Source organism: Streptomyces sp. NPDC001401 (assembly GCF_042895385.1).
Classification (GTDB): domain Bacteria; phylum Actinomycetota; class Actinomycetes; order Streptomycetales; family Streptomycetaceae; genus Streptomyces.
Genome location: NZ_JBIAWI010000001.1, coordinates 536,117 through 554,549 on the forward strand (window position 1 = coordinate 536,117; position 18,433 = coordinate 554,549).

The 18,433-nt window shown below is 69.6% G+C and carries 16 protein-coding genes; 8 read left to right on the forward strand and 8 right to left on the reverse strand.

Annotated elements, in window-relative coordinates:
- Positions 1–173: 173 nt before the first annotated feature.
- The 4 genes from ACFY10_RS02500 to ACFY10_RS02515 are packed head-to-tail and all read left to right on the forward strand — an operon-like array spanning position 174 to position 6,427.
- Positions 174–566 carry an SseB family protein gene (locus tag ACFY10_RS02500; RefSeq protein WP_390663168.1) on the forward strand — a complete coding sequence of 131 codons (393 nt, stop codon included), beginning with the start codon at positions 174–176 and terminating at the stop codon, positions 564–566.
- Positions 563–1,195, forward strand: coding sequence for a hypothetical protein (locus tag ACFY10_RS02505; RefSeq protein ID WP_390663169.1), 633 nt, complete (start codon positions 563–565; stop codon positions 1,193–1,195). Before ACFY10_RS02500 ends, ACFY10_RS02505 begins: the two co-directional genes overlap by 4 nt.
- Positions 1,195–5,967, forward strand: coding sequence for a putative T7SS-secreted protein (locus ACFY10_RS02510; protein ID WP_390663170.1), 4,773 nt, complete (start codon positions 1,195–1,197; stop codon positions 5,965–5,967). The genes ACFY10_RS02505 and ACFY10_RS02510 overlap by 1 nt, the downstream gene beginning before the upstream one ends.
- A gap of 13 nt (positions 5,968–5,980) precedes the next feature.
- Positions 5,981–6,427: a hypothetical protein gene (locus ACFY10_RS02515; RefSeq protein ID WP_390663171.1), complete on the forward strand. Its 447-nt coding sequence runs from the start codon at positions 5,981–5,983 to the stop codon at positions 6,425–6,427.
- 96 nt (positions 6,428–6,523) lie between these two features.
- Here ACFY10_RS02515 and ACFY10_RS02520 read toward each other — a convergent pair whose 3' ends face one another.
- From ACFY10_RS02520 to ACFY10_RS02545, 6 genes are all read right to left on the reverse strand, one after another.
- On the reverse strand, positions 6,524–6,712 hold the full coding sequence (locus ACFY10_RS02520) for a type II toxin-antitoxin system VapB family antitoxin (RefSeq protein ID WP_390663172.1): 189 nt from the start codon (positions 6,710–6,712) through the stop codon (positions 6,524–6,526).
- 110 nt (positions 6,713–6,822) lie between these two features.
- A complete protein-coding gene (locus ACFY10_RS02525) occupies positions 6,823–9,975 on the reverse strand; it encodes an efflux RND transporter permease subunit (RefSeq protein ID WP_390663174.1) in 3,153 nt (1,050 codons plus the stop codon).
- Positions 9,976–10,139: 164 nt separating this feature from the next.
- Complete coding sequence (locus ACFY10_RS02530) at positions 10,140–10,820, reverse strand: response regulator (protein ID WP_390663175.1); 681 nt, start codon at positions 10,818–10,820, stop codon at positions 10,140–10,142.
- Complete coding sequence (locus ACFY10_RS02535) at positions 10,817–12,052, reverse strand: sensor histidine kinase (RefSeq protein ID WP_390663176.1); 1,236 nt, start codon at positions 12,050–12,052, stop codon at positions 10,817–10,819. The genes ACFY10_RS02530 and ACFY10_RS02535 overlap by 4 nt, the downstream gene beginning before the upstream one ends.
- A 143-nt stretch (positions 12,053–12,195) precedes the next feature.
- A complete protein-coding gene (locus ACFY10_RS02540; RefSeq protein ID WP_390664115.1) occupies positions 12,196–12,474 on the reverse strand; it encodes a hypothetical protein in 279 nt (92 codons plus the stop codon).
- 41 nt (positions 12,475–12,515) lie between these two features.
- Positions 12,516–13,280 carry a PspA/IM30 family protein gene (locus tag ACFY10_RS02545; RefSeq protein ID WP_390664116.1) on the reverse strand — a complete coding sequence of 255 codons (765 nt, stop codon included), beginning with the start codon at positions 13,278–13,280 and terminating at the stop codon, positions 12,516–12,518.
- 251 nt (positions 13,281–13,531) lie between these two features.
- On the opposite strand from ACFY10_RS02545, the gene ACFY10_RS02550 reads away from it, so the two are divergent.
- The 3 genes from ACFY10_RS02550 (at position 13,532) to ACFY10_RS02560 (ending at position 16,308) form a co-directional block, all read left to right on the forward strand.
- Entirely contained in the window at positions 13,532–14,206 is a 675-nt protein-coding gene (locus tag ACFY10_RS02550; RefSeq protein ID WP_390663177.1) for a DUF3043 domain-containing protein, read from the forward strand.
- 83 nt (positions 14,207–14,289) lie between these two features.
- Positions 14,290–14,991, forward strand: a complete 702-nt coding sequence (locus tag ACFY10_RS02555; RefSeq protein WP_390664117.1) for a class I SAM-dependent methyltransferase — start codon at positions 14,290–14,292, stop codon at positions 14,989–14,991.
- A 228-nt stretch (positions 14,992–15,219) separates the two neighbouring features.
- Complete coding sequence (locus ACFY10_RS02560) at positions 15,220–16,308, forward strand: S1C family serine protease (protein ID WP_390663178.1); 1,089 nt, start codon at positions 15,220–15,222, stop codon at positions 16,306–16,308.
- A gap of 60 nt (positions 16,309–16,368) precedes the next feature.
- Here ACFY10_RS02560 and ACFY10_RS02565 read toward each other — a convergent pair whose 3' ends face one another.
- Positions 16,369–16,581 (reverse strand): hypothetical protein, encoded by a 213-nt coding sequence (locus ACFY10_RS02565; protein ID WP_232648276.1) that lies wholly within the window; start codon positions 16,579–16,581, stop codon positions 16,369–16,371.
- Positions 16,582–16,694: 113 nt separating this feature from the next.
- Here ACFY10_RS02565 and ACFY10_RS02570 point away from each other — a divergent pair, with 113 nt between their 5' ends.
- Positions 16,695–17,906 carry a bifunctional adenosylcobinamide kinase/adenosylcobinamide-phosphate guanylyltransferase gene (locus tag ACFY10_RS02570; protein ID WP_390663179.1) on the forward strand — a complete coding sequence of 404 codons (1,212 nt, stop codon included), beginning with the start codon at positions 16,695–16,697 and terminating at the stop codon, positions 17,904–17,906.
- Here the strand turns inward: ACFY10_RS02570 and ACFY10_RS02575 are convergent.
- Positions 17,895–18,413, reverse strand: coding sequence for a methyltransferase domain-containing protein (locus ACFY10_RS02575; RefSeq protein ID WP_390663180.1), 519 nt, complete (start codon positions 18,411–18,413; stop codon positions 17,895–17,897). The two genes, ACFY10_RS02570 and ACFY10_RS02575, sit on opposite strands and share 12 nt — an antisense overlap.
- Positions 18,414–18,433: the final 20 nt, after the last annotated feature.

Consider the following 18,433-nt stretch of genomic DNA (forward strand, 5'->3'; position numbering starts at 1 on the left):
GATACGTACGGGGCATCCGCGGCCGGTGGGACACCTGCGCGGTCCGGTCCAGCCCGTCGTGGCCGACACGCCACTGCTGGCACCCCTTGAACTCGCTCGCATAGCATGATCGTTCACTTGTGCGATGAGCAATGAGAATCTGCGACCTCCACGAAATCTACGAAGGGGCTGACGTGAGCGCCGATGCCTTGCGGCTGCGACTGGCGGATCTGGCAGCGACCGGGCAGGGCGATCTGCGGGCGGTGGTCGGGGAGTTCCGGCGCAGTGAGGTGCTGGTGCCGGTGATGGACGGCTCGCTGGTGTCGGCCGAAGCGGGCGGCATCCGATGGCTGTTCGCATTCACCGATGACGCGGCGCTGGCGCGGTTCGCCGCTGCGCGTGGTGAGGCGGTGCCCGAGCGGGTGGCGGTGCACGGGGCGCTGCTCCTGGATCAGGTGGTGCCGGAGGTGGGCGGGCCGGTGGGGATCGCGGTGGATGCGGGCAGTGCGGCGGGCATGGTGCTGCCTCCGGTGACGGGGATCGTGCCGGACGCGGTGGCCGTGGACGCGGCGGGGGCGGAGATATGAGCGGCGGCGGGGGCTATCAGGTTGATCCGGAGGCGCTGGAGCGGATCACCCGCGGCATCAACCAGGCGATGGACGAGCTGAAGGACTTCGGCTTCGACATCGAGGCGAATCTGGGGCGCGGTTTCGGCGATCTGGAACTGGAAGGCCTGGAGGTCGGGGATGCGGGCTTGGATCAGATCTTCGCCGACTTCTGCGAGCGGTGGGGCTGGGGGGTGCGCTCGCTGATGCAGGACGCCAACGGGTTCGCGCGGCGGCTGAATCTGTCGGCGGGGCTGTACCACGAGCAGGAGCAGTACGCGTCGAACACGCTGAAGGGGGTGTGGAGCGCGGCGGCGGGCGACCCCTATCTGACCCCGGAGCAGGTCGAGCAGCGCTCCTGGTCGGAGACGTTCAAGGACAACGCCGTCTCCCAGATCGCGGACGCGGATTACAGCGCGGCGTCGTTCACCGAGGGCGGGGAGGCGGCCGTGCAGGCCTGGTCGCAGGCGGAGGAGGACGTCCAGACGTCGACGGTGACCCCGGACGCGCTGTTCGATCCGCGTACGGACTGGCAGTGGGGCGGCCCGCCGCAGCCCGGGAGCGAATCGTTCCAGCCCAAGGCCGACACGTCCGGCGAGGCTGAGCGCTGATGGGTCTGGGGGATTGGGTCGACAAGGCCGGTGACGGCCTGGAGAGCGCTGCCGAGAGCGTGAACAAGGGCGTCGGCAAGGCCGTCAACTGGACCGCGGACCAGGGAGCGGACGTCCTGTCGGCGGTCGGCGCGGACGGTCTGGCCGAGGGGGTGCGTGACCTCGGTGAGGGCATCAACAACCGGCTGGGCGGCGAGGTCGCCGAGCGCTCGCTGGGCGAGAGCGAGGATCCCAGGGAGCTGGTGCACGGCAGTGCGGGGGCGCTGGAGGCACGGGCGAGACATCTGCAGAAGTTCTCCCAGGCGTTCGAGAACGTCGGCCAGGGCATGCGGTCGCTGGACGCCGGCGAGTGGCAGGGCGAGGCCGGGGATGCCTTCCGTGCGAAGTTCGAGGTGCATCCCAAGCAGTGGCTGACGGCCGCCGATGCGTGCGAGGCGGCGGCCAAGGCGCTGGACGCGTACGCGGGCACGGTGCGCTGGGCGCAGGATCAGGCGCAGCTGGCGATCGACGCCTACCGCCACGCGCAGGAGGTCAGCAGGCAGGCGGCGGATGAGCACGAAGCCAGGGTGCAGGCGTACGGCCGGGCGGCCGAGCAGTACGACGCGAAGCTCCTGGCGGGCCAGGACCCCGGCCCGAAACCGGCCGAGCCGGGCGCCTTCACCGACCCTGGGACACCGGGCCGGCAGGAGGCGGAGGACATCCTGGACCACGCACGCCGCCAGCGCACCGATGCCGCCCGCGATGCCCAGAGCCGGATCGCCGACGCGCTGGAACTGGCCCCGCCGAAGCCGGAGTTCACCGACCGCCTCGGCGCCGACGCCAAGGACGGCTTCGTGGGCATGCAGCTGAACTCGGTCCATGTCGCGGGCGGTTTCCTCAGGGGCGGCGCGGACATGCTGAAGCTGGCCCGCACGGCCAACCCGCTGGACGTCTACAACCTCACCCACCCCGGTGAGTGGATGAAGAACTCCAACATGGTGCTGGCCGGGCTGGTGGGCACCGCCGCCCATCCCGAACGCCTGCCCATGTCGCTGCTGGGCACCGGCTGGAAGAGCGACCCGGGCGACGCAGCCGGATATCTCATCTCGAACCTGATCGGCGGCAAGGGCGCGGGCGGCGTGGCCCGGGCGGCGGCCGGTGATGCCGCCCGGGTGGCGGTTCGCGATGCGGCGCGAGCGGCCGCGAAGGACGCCGCGGAGCAAGGGGCGCGCCAGAGCGTCGGCGAACAGCTCAAGGGCTTCGCCAGGCAGGTCCGGTGCAAGTTGTTCGGCGACCCCGTCGACATGGCCACCGGCCGTATGGTGCTGCCGCAGACGGACGTGACCCTGCCCGCCAAGCTGCCCCTGGTCTTCACCCGGCAGTTCGAGTCCTGGTACCGGGCGGGCCGCTGGTTCGGCCCGAGCTGGGCGTCCACCGCCGACCAGCGCCTGGAGATCGACGCCGAGGGCGTCATCTTCATCCGCGACAACGGCTCACTGCTGGCCTACCCGCACCCGGCACCGGGCGTCCCGACGCTGCCGCTGGAGGGCGGCCGCCACCCCCTGACCGTCGACGCCTACGGCGACTACACCATCACCGACCCCGACTCCGGTCTGGCCTGGTACTTCGCAGGCCCGGGCGGCGACGGCAACGGCATCGCCCTGCTGGCACAGATCACCGACCGTTCCGGACAGTGGCTCACCTTCGAGTACGACGACGAAGCCGCCCCCACCGGGATCGTGCACTCGGCCGGCTACCACCTCAAGATCGAGACGGCCGGAAAGCGGATCACGGCCCTGCACCTGGCCGACGCCAGCGCAGAGGGTGGTGACGTCGAGCTGGTGCGCTTCGCCTACGACGAGCACGGCCACCTGGCCGCGGTGACGAACTCGTCCGGCACCCCGACCCGTTTCACCAACGACTCCGCCGGCCGCATCACCGCCTGGACGGACACGAACAACTCGTCGTACCACTATGTCTACGACGACGAGGGCCGCTGCACCTCCCAGTCGGGCGAAGCGGGCCACCTGCGCAACACGTTCGCCTACGGCGACGTGGACCCGGACACCGGCCACCGGCTCATCACGGCGACCAACTCCCTGGGCCACAGCACCCGTTACCAGGTCAACGGCGATCTGCAGGTGGTGGCGGAGACCGGCCCCGACGGCGCAACGACCCACACGACGTACGACCGCTACGACCGCCCACTGACAGTCACCGACCCCTTGGGCCGGACACTGAGCTACGCCTACGACGGGGCGGGCCGCATGGTGATGGCCGTTCGCCCGGACGGTCGCTACACCAGCATCGGCTACGACGACCAGGGCCTGCCGATCTCCATATCCGGCGCCGACGGCACGCGCACAAGCCAGCAGTTCGACGAGTTCGGCAACCGCACGCAGGTGACCGACGCCACCGGGGCGACAACCCGCTTCGCATACGACGCCCTCGGCCACCTCTCAGCAATAACGGACGCGACGGGCGCAACGACGGCGGTCCGCTGCAGCCCCGCGGGCCTCCCTCTGGAGATCACGAACCCCCTGGGCGCCGTGACCCGCTACGAACGAGACACCTTCGGCCGCCCCGTCACCATCACGGACCCGACCGGTGCGGTGACCCGCCTGGAGTGGACGGTCGAGGGCCGCCTGGCACGCCGTACAGCCGCCGACGGCACCACGGAATCCTGGACGTACGACGGCGAGGGCAACTGCACCACCCACACCGACGCCATGGGTGCCGTCTCCTGCTACGAATACACCCACTTCGACCTGATGTCGGCCCGCACCGGCCCGGACGGCGTGCGCTACACCTTCGACCACGACACGGAACTCCACCTGACGAAGGTCACCAACCCGCAGGGCCTGACCTGGAGTTACGAGTACGACGCGACCGGACGCCTGATCGCGGAGACGGACTTCGACGACCGCGCGGTCACGTACGAGCACGACACGGCCGGCCAACTGACCGCCAGCACCACGGCCTCCGGCCAGACCATCCGCTTCGAACGAGACGTCCTGGGCCGTGTGATGCGGAAGGACGCGGCCGGAGCGGTCACGACGTACGCGTACGACGCGACAGGCGGCCTGGCCCGGGCGACCAGCCCGGACGCGGTCTTGGAGTTGCGGCGGGACGAGACGGGCCGCCTGCTGTCGGAGACGGTCAACGGCCGCTCGCTCACGTACACCTACGACGTCCTCGGCCGCCGCACCGGCCGCACCACACCGACCGGCGCGACCAGCACCTGGACCTACGACGCAGCCGGCAACCGCACCGAACTGACGACCTGCGGCCACACCCTCACCTTCACGCACGACGCGGCGGGCCGCGAAACCACCCGTCACCTCGGCGAGAATCTGACCCTGACCAACGTCTTCGACCCCCTGGGCCGCCTGACGAAACAGGAACTCATCGGTCCAGCCGACAGACGCGTCCAGCACCGCGCCTATACGTACCGCGCGGACGGCAACCTGACCGGCATCGACGACCACTTGAACGGCCCCCGCCGCTTCGAACTGGACCCCGCCGGGAGGGTCACCGCAGTCCAGGCCGCCAACTGGACCGAGACCTACGCCTACGACGCAGCAGGCAACCAGACCCAGGCCACCTGGCCGACCTCCATGCCGGGCCAGGAGGCAACCGGCGACCGCACCTACACAGGCACCCGCATCACCAGCGCGGGCAACGTCCGCTACGAACACGACGAAGCCGGCCGCATCACCCTGCGCCAGAAAACCCGCCTGTCCCGCAAACCGGACACCTGGCGCTACACCTGGGACGCCGAAGACCGCCTCAGGTCGGTGGTCACTCCCGACGGCACGACGTGGCGCTACCGCTACGACCCCCTGGGCCGCCGAATCGCCAAACAGCGCCTCGCCACGGACGGCGAAACGGTCCTGGAACAGGTGGACTTCACCTGGGACGGCACCACCCTGTGCGAACAAACCACGCACACTCCCGGCACCACCCAGCCCGCTGTCACCCTCACCTGGGACCACCAAGGCATACGCCCCCTGACCCAAACCGAACGCAAGACGACCGCGGCTGACGCGTCGCAGGAGGAGATCGACTCCCGCTTCTACGCCATCGTCACCGACCTCATCGGCACCCCCACCGAACTCGTCGACGAACACGGCGACATCGCCTGGCGCACCCGCACCACCCTCTGGGGCACCACCACCTGGAACCGCACCGCCACCGCCTACACCCCTCTGCGCTTCCCAGGCCAGTACCACGACCCCGAAACGGGCCTGCGCTACAACTACTTCCGCCACTACGACCCGGAGACGGCGCGATATGCCAGTCCGGATCCGTTGGGCCTTTCCCCCGCCCCCAACCCCGCTACCTACGTCCACAACCCCCACGTCTGGTCCGACCCCCTAGGGCTTTCTCCGTGTCACGAATTCCATACAGTGCAAAGCCGAGAGGACGCCGCGCGCCTGCGCAGCGGCGGAGAGCCCTGGCCCACGGAGGACATCAGAGGTCAATATGGGGAGGGCGTCTACTCATGGGGTTCTGAGGAAGAGGCGCTGAGGTACGCGGAACGCCTCCGCAGCCGAGGGGCCGATGTGGAAATTCTTAAGTTTAAAATCACGGGCAGCGACTTCGATGGACTACGCAAGGGAGATATTGTCAGCATGTCTCCAGGTGACGCCGAGGCCTTCGTGGATCGTCACAGCAGGCTGTATGGCGCCGGAGAACCCCATGACTATGATTACATACGGGGGCATACCGGAATGGGAAATGAGCACTTTTTCAGCAGGAGAGTTTTCCATCTGCTCGAAATTCTGAACTAAGGGGTATCCGTTGATGAAGACATTCCGCTACAGAAAGCGCAGCCCGCTCGGCGGGCTGGCCGCCGACATCACCGCCGAGGCCAACACATCCGGGACCGTCCCGCGGTGGGCTGTGCAGATCAGCAGGAAGCTTTGGCTGGTGCTGCCGGATTCTCCCCTGCACTGGCGCGACGTTGCATGGATGATGTACGGCCTGTCTCTGCATTCGGAGAGCCTGAACACGCTGCACCCGCAGGGCCTCACCGTGCGGGTACAGAATCTCTCATTCCCAGCGAGCGACTATGTTCCCGAGGTAGCTGCTTTCGCCATGGAGGGATGGGTGCGAGAGAATTTTAATCTGAGCCCTTCAGACATCAGCGTCGAATATGATATCGCCAATTCCGGCTACACTTTCTCCTGGAGTGACAGGATGCCATTCTCTGACGAGGCGTCGGGCATTACTGTTTACCATAAACATTGAGACGCCACTCATGGGACGGAGCGCAACTAAGAGTGTGCAACTTCGCCTGACAAAAAGGGCGAAGGCTGGGGCAACCCACCCGCAGACGGGACATCGCTAGTCAGGGCCGTCTACCAGTGGCGCCGCGCAACCGTCGCTGGTGCAGCTCGCAGGCATCCTCACCTCCAGCGCCGCCGCCACCGCGGCCGTCTTGGTCCGATGGCCGCCCAGGCGTTTGGCTGTTTCCAGGATTTCGTCGTCGATATCGATGTGGGTGAGTGACACCGCGACCTCCTGGATGTACATGGCGCCCCTTCAAGGGAGGTCAATATTGACATCACTCCTGCATCGCCGGCTGGTCAGACGGAAGGGGCACCCCGCGACATACGAGGTGCCCCTTGTCGTCCGTACGGCTGTCAGACCTGCGCGGGCTCCGGGTCACCGGACTCGATGTCCGTGTCCGGTGTCGCCTGGGGCGGGACGCCGGCATTCTGCGCCCTCTTCACCGCCCGCTTCTTAGCCCGCCGCTCCTTGCGAAGCTCCAGCATCGCGTACAGCGTCGGGACAAGGAGGAGAGTCAAGAGCGTCGACGTGATCAGGCCGCCGATCACGACCACCGCCAGGGGCTGGGCGATGAAGCCGCCCTCGCCCGTGACGCCCAGGGCCATGGGGAGGAGGGCGAAGATCGTCGCCAGCGCCGTCATCAAGATCGGCCGCAACCGGTGGCGGCCGCCTTCCACCACGGCCTCCACGACGCCGTAACCCTGCTTGCGGTACTGGTTGATCAGATCGATCAGCACGATCGCGTTCGTCACCACGATGCCGATCAGCATCAGCATGCCGATCATCGCGGGGACGCCCATCGGGGTGCCGGTGGCGATCAGGAGGCCGATCGCGCCGGTCGCCGCGAAGGGGATGGAGACCAGCAGGATCAGGGGCTGGGCCAGGGAGCGGAAGGTCGCCACCAGCAGCATGAAGACGATCGCGATCGCCGCCAGCATGGCCAGGCCCAGGTTCTTGAACGCGCTGTCCTGGTCGGACGTGACACCGCCGATCTCGGCCGTGGCGCCCGCCGGGAGCTTCAGGGCCTTGATCTTGGACTGCAGCTTGGTGCTCACCGCGCCCGTGTTGTCACCCGTCGGCTTTGCGGTGATGGTGGCGGCTCGTTGGCCGTCGATGCGGGTCATGGACACCGGGGCGTCGACCAGCTGCACCGTTGCGATGTCGGCCAGTTTCACCGGGCCGAGCTGCAACTTCTTCAGCTGGTCCAACGTCGTCGCCGGCTTCGCCGACTTGATGACGACGTCGCGCTCGGTGTCGTCCAGGATCGCCTTGGCGGCCGTGGTGCCCTTGACTGCTTGGGCTACCGCCGCGCCGAGGGTCTGGTCGTTGAAACCGGCCGCCGCGGCGCGGGAGTTGGCCTTCACCGAGATGCGCGGCACGCTCTGCGAGAGGTCACTGGTGACGTCCGTGACGTGGTCGAGGCCCGCGACCGCGGCGCGTACCTGCTCCGAGGCCTTGCGCAGGACTGCCCCGTCGGCCGCCTTCACGACCACGCTCAGGTCCTGGTTGCCGAATCCGTCACCGGCCGAGACCGTGGTCGTACCGATGCCGGAGAGCTTCTTCAGGCCCGACTCGATGTCGTCCTGGACCTGCGTGGCCGACGCGTCGTCCTTCAGCATCACCTGGTACGACGCGTGGTTGGTGTCCGTGCTGCCGCCGAAGGCCGCCATGAAGCCGGACGAGCCGACCGTCACCTGGTAGTCCTTGACGCCCTTCACCGAGGCGAGCAGTTGCTCTACCTTCTTCGCCTGCTCGTCGGTCGCCGCCAGGCTGGTGCCGGGCTTCAACTCCTGCTTGACGGTGAGGACTTCCTGCTCGCCCTGGTCGAAGAAGTTCGTCTTGAGGAGGGGCGCCATACCGAAGGTGCCCACCAGGATCACGACCGCCAGCAGCACGCTGGTCAGACGGCGGCGGGTGGCGAAGCGCAGGACAGGGACGTAGAAGCGCTGGAGACGGCTGCTCGCCTCCTTCTGCTCCGCCTTGCGGCGGGCCTCTTCCGCATCGTCCGGCGTGCCCTTCGGGGCTCGCAGGAACCAGTACGACAGGACCGGTACGACCGTCAGGGAGACGAGGAGCGACGCCAGCAGGGCCGCCGTCACCGTCAGGCTGAACGGGCCGAACAGCTGGCCCACCATGCCGCCGACCAGGCCGATCGGCAGGAAGACGGCGACCGTGGTGAGGGTCGAGGACGTCACCGCGCCGGCCACCTCGCGGACGGCGTTCAGGATCGCTGCCTGGCGCTCCTCGCCGTAGCCGAGGTGGCGCTTGATGTTCTCCAGGACGACGATCGAGTCGTCCACGACCCGGCCGATGGCTATGGTCAGGGCGCCGAGCGTCAGCATGTTGAGGGACAGGTCCCTGGTCCACAGCACGATCAGGGCCAGGACGACCGAGAGCGGGATGCTCACCGCCGTGACGAGGGTCGAGCGGATCGAGGCCAGGAAGACCAGGATGACCAGGACCGCGAAGAGCAGGCCGAGGCTGCCCTCCGTGGTCAGGCCGCTGATGGCCTTGGAGACCGCCGGGCCCTGGTCGCTGACGACCGTGATCTTCGTGCCGGAGCCCAAGTCCCCCCGGAGGTCCGGGAGTTTGTCCTTGACCGCCTTCGAGATGGCGACCGCGCTGCCGTCGTGGTCCATGGTGACCGTGACGGCGAGGGAGGGCTTGCCGTCGGTGCGCGTGATGGAGTCGGCGGTGGCCTGCTGCTGCTTGACGGTGGCCACGTCACCCAGGCGGACCGGCTTCTTCGCCGCAGCCGTAGTGCCCTCGCCCGTGACCATCAGGTCCTCGATCTGGGCGAGCGAGGTGAAGCCGCCGCCGACCTGGACGGTGCGGTTGTGGCCGCTCTCGTCGAAGGAGCCGGCCGGGACGGTCGCGCCGCCCGCCTCCAGGGCCTGGCTCAACGAGGCACCGCTGAGGCCCGCCTTCGCCAGCTTCTTGTCGTCCGGCGTGACGGTGACCTGCAGGTCCCGTACGCCGTCGACCGTGACCTGGCCAACGCCGTCGATGTCCTTCAGGTTCGGTACGACGGTCTTGTCGAGCTGGTCGGCGAGGGCCTGCTGGTCCTTGCCGGAGGTGACGGCGAGGACGACGGTGGGGATGTCGTCGGTCGAGCCGGCGACGACCTGCGGGTCGACGCCGTCCGGGAGCTGGGTGCGGGCCCGGTTGACGGCCTGCTGGACATCGGCGACGAGCTGCTTGGTGTCGTTGCCGTAGTCGAAGGACGCCATGAGGACGGCGTTGCCCTCACTGGCGGTGGAGGTGACGCCCGAAATGCCGTCCACGGCCTGGAGGTTGTTCTCGATGGGCTCCACGACCTGCTTCTCGACCACGTCCGGAGACGCGCCCTGATAGGGCGCCAGGACGGACACGACGGGCAGTTCGATGGAGGGCAGCAGCTGCTGCTTGAGCTGGGGTATCGCAATCGCCCCGAAGGCGATCGCGATGATGGACATCAGCCCGATCAGGGCCCGTTGCGCGAGGCTGAATCTCGACAGCCAGGACATGGATGAGGGGTCTCTTTCTTCTGTGAGCGGCAGAAGTTCACACGCCGACGCACATGTGAGCGCCCGCCCCTACACACTGAGCCATCGGCACTCGGTGATCCGTAGGCCCCAGGTCCAGTTCCTTATACGGCGCATACTCCGGGCGCAGTACGGCCGGGTTGAGGTCACTCCACCCTTGGACGTACCAGCCCGGACTCGTAAGCGATCACGACCAGCTGCGCCCGGTCGCGGGCGCCCAGTTTGGCCATGGCCCGGTTGACGTGGGTCTTCACGGTGAGCGGGCTGACCTCGAGGCGTTCGGCGATCTCGTCGTTGGAGTGGCCGCCGGCGACCTGGACGAGGACCTCGCGCTCGCGGACGGTGAGCGCCTCGAGGCGTTCGGTGCGGGCGGGGTCGCGGCCGTCGTCCGCGTCGCCCTGGGCGAGGAAGCGGGCGATCAGGCCCTTGGTGGCGGCCGGGGAGAGCAGCGCCTCGCCGCCGGCCGCGATCCGGATCGCGTTGAGCAGTTCGTCCGGTTCGCTGCCCTTGCCGAGGAAGCCGGAGGCGCCGGCCCGCAGGGACTGCACGACGTAGTCGTCGACCTCGAAGGTGGTGAGGATGACGATGCGGACATGGGCGAGGCTGGGGTCGGTGCTGATCATGCGGGTGGCGGCGAGGCCGTCGGTGCCGGGCATGCGGATGTCCATCAGCACGACGTCGGCCCGCTCCTCCTTGGCCAGCCGTACCGCCTCCGCACCGTCGGACGCCTCGCCGACGACCTGCATGTCGGGCTCGGAGTCGACGAGTACGCGGAAGGCGCTGCGCAGCAGGGCCTGGTCGTCGGCGAGCAGGACGCGGATGGTCATGCACTTACCCCCGGGGTGGCCGTACGGGTCTTGACCGGCAGGATCGCATGGACGCGGAAGCCGCCGCCGTAGCGGGGGCCGGTGGTGAGGGTGCCGCGCACCGCGGTGACGCGCTCGCGCATGCCGAGCAGGCCGTGGCCGCCGCCGTTGTCGGGTTCGCTGTCGGGGGCGGAGTCCTCGCCGGTGCCGTTGTCGAGGACCGTGACCTCGATGTTCGGGCCGACACGGACGACGCTGACCTCGGCCTTCGCCTCCGTACCGGCGTGTTTCTGGACGTTGGTGAGGGCTTCCTGGATGACGCGGTAGGCGGCCAGGTCGACGGCGGCGGGGAGGGTGGTGCCGTTGTCAGCGCGGGCGACCTCGACATGCAGGCCGGCGCTGCGGAACGTGCCGACGAGTTCGTCGAGGCGGTCGAGGCCGGGGGCGGGTTCGGTGGGGGCCTCCGGGTCGCCGGACTGGCGCAACAGGCCGACGGTGGCGCGGAGTTCGTTCAGCGCGGAGCGGCTGGCCTCGCGGACGTGGGCGAGGGCTTCCTTGGCCTGGTCGGGGCGCTTGTCCATGACGTGCGCGGCGACGCCCGCCTGGACGTTGACCAGGGCGATGTGGTGGGCGACGACGTCGTGCAGGTCGCGGGCGATGCGGAGGCGCTCTTCGGCGACCCGGCGGCGGGCCTCCTCCTCGCGGGTGCGTTCGGCCCGCTCGGCGCGTTCGCGGATGGCCTGGACGACGGCGCGGCGGCTGCGGACGGCATCGCCGGCGGTGGCGCCGATGCCGGTCCAGGCGAAGACGCCGAGGTTCTCCTGGGCGTACCAGGGGAGCGGGCCGAAGAGCATGGAGGCGCCGGTGAGGACCGTCATGGTGAGCAGGCCCAGGCGCCAGGTGGTGGGGCGGTCGGTGGTGGCGGCGACGGTGTAGAGGGCGATGACCGCGGACATGGCGACGGGAGCCCGGGGGTCACCGACGACGCACTCGACGAGGGCGACGGTGCCGGTGAGGGCGAGGACCGTTCTGGGGGCGCGGCGGCGGAAGACCAGGGCGAGAGCGCCGAGGACCATGAGTACGAGGGCAAGGGCGTCGGGGGTGCGGACGCCCCAGGTGACGCCGTTCTTCCCGTGCGGGTCGACGAAGGAGCCGGCCACCATGCAGGCGAGTACGCCGGCCGCCAGGGTCGCGTCCAGCGCGAGGGGGTGCGCCGTCAGCCGGCATCTGGTGCGTTCTAGCTTGCCGCTCACGTTTGAACAGTACGGGGCGGTTGTCCCGGCCGGAACTGGTGGTGGCCGTACTTGCCGTGCCGCCCCCTGGGGGCTGCCGCCCCCAGCCCCCCGCTTCGGCCCTTAAAGGGCCTCGTCCTCAAACGCCGGACAGGCTGGGATGCCTACCCGGGAATCAAACCGTCGTCGCTCAGCAGGTCCCGGACCTCCTCCAGGGTCGCGTCCGCCGACGGCAGGATCAGCTCCGACGGTTCCAGGGAGTCGTCCGGCAACGGGTCGCCCAGTTCCCTGACCTTGGCCAGGAGGGCCCCGAGGGTGTGGTGGAAGCCGGGGCCGTCGCCCTTCTCCATTTCCTGGAGGAGTTCGTCGTCCAGCTTGTTGAGTTCGGTGAGGTGGCTGTCGGCCAGCCTCACCTGCCCCTCCCCCATGATCCTTACGATCATGTCGCCCATGTAGGCCTCCTAGGCGTGGCCCCTGCTGCTTGTCACTGCTTGTCGAAGCGAGGGGTGTCCTGCGGCTGCTGCTGGGACTGCGACTGGCCGGTGCCGCCTTCGATCGCCTGCTGGGGCGACCCTCCGGCGAGCTCAGCCTTCATGCGCTGCAGTTCCAGCTCTACATCCGTACCACCGGAGATCCGGTCCAGCTCGGCCTGGATTTCGTCCTTGTGCATGCCGGACTGGTCGTCCAGGGCGCCCGAGGCGAGCAGTTCGTCGATGGCGCCCGCCCTGGCCTGGAGCTGCGCCGTCTTGTCCTCGGCGCGCTGGATGGCCAGGCCCACGTCGCCCATTTCCTCCGAGATGCCGGAGAAGGCCTCGCCGATGCGGGTCTGGGCCTGGGCGGCCGTGTACGTCGCCTTGATCGTCTCCTTCTTGGTGCGGAAGGCGTCGACCTTCGCCTGCAGCCGCTGGGCCGCCAGGGTGAGCTTCTCCTCCTCGCCCTGGAGCGTGGCGTGCTGCGTCTCGAGGTCGGTGACCTGCTGCTGGAGGGCGGCACGGCGGGACAGCGCCTCGCGGGCCAGGTCCTCACGGCCCAGCGCGAGCGCCTTGCGGCCCTGGTCCTCCAGCTTGGTGGACTGCGACTGCAGCTGGTTCAGCTGAAGCTCCAGGCGCTTGCGGGACGTCGCCACGTCGGCCACGCCTCGGCGCACCTTCTGGAGCAGCTCCAGCTGCTTCTGGTACGAGTAATCGAGGGTTTCGCGCGGGTCCTCGGCCCGGTCAAGGGCCTTGTTCGCCTTCGCGCGGAAGATCATCCCCATACGCTTCATGACACCGCTCATGGGCTTCGCGCGCCCCCTTCTGACGGACTTCCAGCTCCAGCTCTGCGACAGAACCCACAGTACGGGCCCTGCATCCATTGACGCACTGTTCGGGGACGGATGCGCTCATCCCCAAGGACGACTGCAACCGCTCCCGCTCCGGCGTAGGGAGTAGGTGTCCCCCCAAGGAGACCCCCGTGGACTCCGGGGCCGGAAGCACGTGCAACGTCCCCTCTGTCCCTTACATGACGACTGGTGTTGCCGGATCGTTCCCCGCGGGGCTGGGGTCCAACCCCGGGCACCCCGTACCCTTGGGTTTTGTGTTCCGTAGCCGTGCCAAGGATGAGAAGGCCGCAGTCGCCGACAAGGCGTCGCTGACCGACTCCAAGCAGCCCCGTGACCCGCAGGCCAAGAAGGGTCGGCCCACGCCCAAGCGCAGTGAGGCCCAGTCCCAGCGCCGCAGCGTCGCCAACACCACGATGACGCGCAAGGACGCCTCCAAGCGCCAGCGCGAGGAGCGCCGTGCGCAGCTCGAGCGGCAGCGCCAGGCGCTGGCCGGCGGCGACGAGCGGTATCTGCCCGCCCGCGACAAGGGGCCGGTGCGGAAGTTCGCGCGCGACTGGATCGACTCCCGCTTCAACGTGGCGGAGTTCTTCCTGCCGATGGCGGTGGTCATCCTCGTGCTGAGCATGGTGCGGGTGGGCTCACTGCAGAGCATTGCGCTGCTGCTGTGGCTCGTCGTGATCGTGCTGATCGTGCTCGACGCGATCGTCAGCGCCTTCCGGCTGAGGAAGGCGCTCGCCGAGCGCTTCCCGGACCAGAACACCAAGGGCGCCACCCGGTACGCCCTGATGCGCTCCCTCCAGATGCGCCGGCTCCGGCTGCCGAAGCCGCAGGTCAAGCGCGGAGAGCGGCCCTGAGCACGACGTCGTTCTCCGGGGGTGCGGCGGATTCCTGGCTGGCCAAGGTGGGCGGTCTGCGTGATGTCGTACGGCAGGAGCTGGTGGCCCGGCAGCTCGACGAGCAGATAGCCGGGCGGTTCCCGGTCGGACAGCGGCTGCGGGTGCTCGATGTGGGCATGGGCCAGGGCACGCAGGCCCTGAGGCTGGCCCGGGCCGGGCACCAGGTGACCGGGCTTGAGCAGGACTCCACCATGGTCGCGGCCGCGCGGGAGGCCCTTGCCGGTGAGCCCGAGGGCATCCGCGAGCGGGTGCGGATCATCGAGGGCGACGGCCGGGACACCGGGGTGCACTTCCTGCCGGGCAGCTTCGACGTGGTGCTGTGCCACGGGGTGCTGATGTACGTGGAGGAGCCGGATCCGCTGCTGGCCGGGCTGGCCCGGATGCTCGCCCACGGCGGGCTGCTGTCGCTGCTCGTACGCAACGGCGACGCGCTGGCGATGCGGCCGGGACTGTCCGGGGACTGGGCCGGTGCGCTGGGCGCCTTCGACACGGTGTCCTACACGAACAGGCTGGGGCTCGACGTACGGGCCGACCGGCTTCAGACGCTGACCGCGACCCTCGCCGGGATCGCCGCGCCACTGCACGCCTGGTACGGAGTGCGGGTGTTCACGGACACCGCGGCGGACGGGGCGGAGATCCCCGCCGACGTGGAGACCTTGCTCGCGGTCGAGGAGCGGGCCGGGCGGACGGATCCCTACCGCGGGGTGGCGGCGTTGCTGCATCTGTGCGGGGTGCGCGGCTGAGCGCCGCGGGCTGTACTGATTTGCGGCTGCGCCGCGGGGCCGCCGTTTTCGCTGTGGGCTCGTCGTGGCTGGTCGCGCCCCGCCGCGGAGCCGCTGATGTCACGGCCCCGCGCCCCTTCGGGGCGCTGGCGAACCGCACGGACTTCGCTGAGGGCGCCCAGCACAAACCGCAGCCCGTTCGGGTGCATACCGCAAGCCGGATATTCACCCCGAAGTGAGACTCGGGGCATGGACATTGCCCGTACCCGTGTCTTCCGGCTGCTCGTTCCCGTCGCCGCGCTCTGCTTTTCGCTCGCGCTCGTCTCTGGCTGCTCGGGCGAAGGTTCCTCCGGGCAGCAGGAGAGGTCGACCGCGCAGGCCGCACAGGCCGCGCAGACCGTCGCGCCCATGTCGGGCAACGACCTGCAGAGCGCCTACCAGAAGGTGATCAAGAACGTTCTGCCGTCGGTCGTGCAGATCCAGGCCGGCAGCGATCTGGGCTCGGGGATCGTGTACGACGACAAGGGGCGCATCGTCACCAACGCGCATGTCGTCGGGGACTCGAAGACCTTCAAGGTGACGACCGCCAACAGCGAGGACGCGCTGACCGCCGGGCTCGTCTACTCCTACCCGGACCAGGACCTCGCCGTCATCAAGCTGGACAGGGTGCCGAGCGGGCTGAAGGCGGCCGCCTTCGCGGACTCCTCGAAGGTGGCGGTCGGGCAGATCGTGCTGGCGATGGGCTCGCCGCTCGGGCTGTCGTCCAGCGTGACGCAGGGCATCGTGTCGGCGACCGGGCGGACCGTGAGCGAGGGCCGTACCGGCGGGGGCACGGGCGCGACCATCGCCAACATGGTGCAGACGTCCGCGGCCATCAACCCGGGCAACAGCGGCGGCGCCCTCGTCAACCTCGACGGACAGGTCATCGGGATTCCGACGCTGGCCGCCACCGACCCCGCCCTCGGGAACAGTGCGGCGCCCGGCATCGGGTTCGCGATCCCCTCGTCGATGGTGAAGACGATCGCCGGCCAGATCATCAAGAGCGGCAAGGTCACCGACTCGGGGCGGGCCGCGCTCGGCATCACGGGCCGTACGGTCGTCGACGGCAGCTACCGGGCCGCCGGGGTCGCAGTGGTCGCCGTGAAAAGCGGCGGGGCGGCCCAGAAGGCCGGCATCCGGCCCGGGGACGTCATCACCGAACTGGGCGACGCGGACATCACCACCATCACATCTCTGTCCGAGGCTCTGGCGGCTCAGCAGCCGGGTGACAGGACGTCGGTGACGCTCACCCGCAACGGGAGTCAGCAGAAGGTCGATGTGACGCTGGGCGAGCAGTGAGAAGGGGGCGGCCGGATCGCGGCCGCCCCCTTGCTTCCGTACCCTCTACGTCCGTACCGCCTATGCCTCTTCGGCGTGCAGGCTCATCGGCCCGTAGATCTCCGCGGAGTCCTCGAACAGCCGCACCTGGTCGGCGCCGCCGTCCTGCAGGGCCTTCCAGTGCTCCCCGATCCAGGACTCGGCGTCCCCCTGCGTGGTGAACTCCTCGGGCTGGACCGCCGGCTGGACCTCCGCCCCGTCGGTCTTCTCGAACCGCCACGTCCATGACGCCATGTACGCCTCCCGTGTCTGAACACCTGCAAGCCAGAAGGCGGATCTTGGTCCGCCTCCTGTCCGAAGCCTAGTCGGACGGGCAGCACCTGCGCAGACACGCGAAAATCACTTCCGTGGAACTGACTCTGCTCGGCACCGGTGCCCCCGCGGGCCTGCCCCGCCCCGACTGTCCCTGCGCCGTCTGCGCGACCGCGCTCGGCGCGGATGCCCGCGCGGCGACCGCGGTGCTCGTGGACGGAACCCTGCTGCTCGATCTGACGCCGGGCGCGGCGTTCGCGGCGGCGCGGGCCGGGCATTCGCTCGGCGGCGTACGGCAGGTGCTGTTGTCGCACCCGCACGACGGGCCCGTGGTCGAGGTGCCGGCGGGGCTGCCGCAGCCCGGGCGGGTGCCGGACGGGCGGGAGTTGGCGCTGCTGACGGGGCATCGGGTGCGGGCGGTGGCGATGGACGGGCCGGGCACGGGGTACGCGGTGACCGGGCCGAACGGGCAGCGGCTGCTGTATCTGCCGCCGGGGGGTGCGCCGGCCGGGCTGGGGAACAACGGGGCCAACGGCGCTGTGGTATGTGACATGGTACTGGCCGATGTCGTGGGGCGGCCGGACGCGCTGGCCAAGCTGCGGGCGGTCGGCATCCTCGGCCCGACCACGGATGTCGTCGCCGTACATCTCGACCATGACGTGCCGCCGGGGCCCGAGTTGCGGCGGCGGCTCGCGGCCGCGGGGGCGCGGGCCGTGCCGGACGGGGCGACGCTGACCGTGGGGGTGTACGAGGACGTGCCCGATGTGCCGCGGCGGACGCTGGTGCTGGGCGGGGCGCGGTCCGGGAAATCGGTGGAGGCCGAGCGGCGTCTGGAGGCCTTTCCGGATGTGCTGTACGTGGCGACGGGCGGCTCGCGGAACGGGGACACGGAGTGGGCGTCCCGGGTGGCCGTCCACCGGGAGCGGCGGCCGGGGTCCTGGCGGACGACCGAGACCTGCGATCTGGTCCCGTTGCTGGCGGTCGACGGGCCGCCGCTGCTCATCGACTGTCTGTCGCTGTGGCTGACGGACGCGATGGACTCCGTCGGGGCGTGGGACGACGCCCAGTGGGCCGACGGCGGGGAACGTGCCCTGCGGGAGCGGGTGCGGGAGCTGACGGACGCGGTGCGGGCGACCCGGCGGACCGTGGTCGCCGTATCCAATGAAGTCGGCTCGGGGATCGTGCCGGCCACCGCTTCCGGGCGCCGGTACCGCGACGAACTCGGGCGGCTGAACGCGGCGTTCGCCGGGGAGTGCGAGCAGGTGCTGCTGGTGGTGGCGGGGCAGGCGCTGGTGCTACGAGGCTGAACTTGCCCGTCGTCCGATACGGCGCGCCACGATCCGGCGCGTGTACGGGAACTGGCCGAGCAGGTGACGGCTCGTCTCGACGGTCGTGCAGCCGTGGAAGTCGAGTTGGGTGCGCAGGGCGCGCGACTGTGAAGGGGGAGCGTCCACGAGCAGGAGGCCGCCGCGGCGGACGAGCGTGAGGGCGGCGCGGAGTTCGGCGCGGTGGTCCGGGACGGGTGAGCGGTGCCGCATGAGCGTGACGACGTCGTAGCGGGAGCGCAGGAGCGTGGTGATGTGAGGGTCCGTCACATCACCCACGAAGGCCTCCTCGATGCGCTCGGCATGGCGGGCGTACGACACGCGCGGGGTGGGGTCGAGGCCGTCGAAGGAGGTGTAGGGGAAGAACTCGCGTGCCGTCTCGGGGAAGTGGGCGTCGCCCGTGCCCACGTCCAGCCAGCTCTCCGGTTCGGGAAGGAGCCGCAGGATCGTGCGCGCCGTCGAACGGTGGTGCCGTTGCAGGCGTGTCATGGCGGCTCCCGGAGGCATAG

Excerpts from the sequence above, each read along its gene's own strand:
- ACFY10_RS02505 (WP_390663169.1), top strand. The coding sequence starts at position 563 with ATGAGCGGCGGCGGGGGCTATCAGGTTGATCCGGAGGCGCTGGAGCGG.
- ACFY10_RS02510 (WP_390663170.1), top strand. The coding sequence starts at position 1,195 with ATGGGTCTGGGGGATTGGGTCGACAAGGCCGGTGACGGCCTGGAGAGC.
- ACFY10_RS02515 (WP_390663171.1), top strand. The coding sequence starts at position 5,981 with ATGAAGACATTCCGCTACAGAAAGCGCAGCCCGCTCGGCGGGCTGGCC.
- ACFY10_RS02520 (WP_390663172.1), bottom strand. The coding sequence starts at position 6,712 with ATGTACATCCAGGAGGTCGCGGTGTCACTCACCCACATCGATATCGAC.
- ACFY10_RS02525 (WP_390663174.1), bottom strand. The coding sequence starts at position 9,975 with ATGTCCTGGCTGTCGAGATTCAGCCTCGCGCAACGGGCCCTGATCGGG.
- ACFY10_RS02530 (WP_390663175.1), bottom strand. The coding sequence starts at position 10,820 with ATGACCATCCGCGTCCTGCTCGCCGACGACCAGGCCCTGCTGCGCAGC.
- ACFY10_RS02540 (WP_390664115.1), bottom strand. The coding sequence starts at position 12,474 with ATGATCGTAAGGATCATGGGGGAGGGGCAGGTGAGGCTGGCCGACAGC.
- ACFY10_RS02545 (WP_390664116.1), bottom strand. The coding sequence starts at position 13,280 with ATGATCTTCCGCGCGAAGGCGAACAAGGCCCTTGACCGGGCCGAGGAC.
- ACFY10_RS02550 (WP_390663177.1), top strand. The coding sequence starts at position 13,532 with ATGACGACTGGTGTTGCCGGATCGTTCCCCGCGGGGCTGGGGTCCAAC.
- ACFY10_RS02560 (WP_390663178.1), top strand. The coding sequence starts at position 15,220 with ATGGACATTGCCCGTACCCGTGTCTTCCGGCTGCTCGTTCCCGTCGCC.
- ACFY10_RS02565 (WP_232648276.1), bottom strand. The coding sequence starts at position 16,581 with ATGGCGTCATGGACGTGGCGGTTCGAGAAGACCGACGGGGCGGAGGTC.
- ACFY10_RS02575 (WP_390663180.1), bottom strand. The coding sequence starts at position 18,413 with ATGACACGCCTGCAACGGCACCACCGTTCGACGGCGCGCACGATCCTG.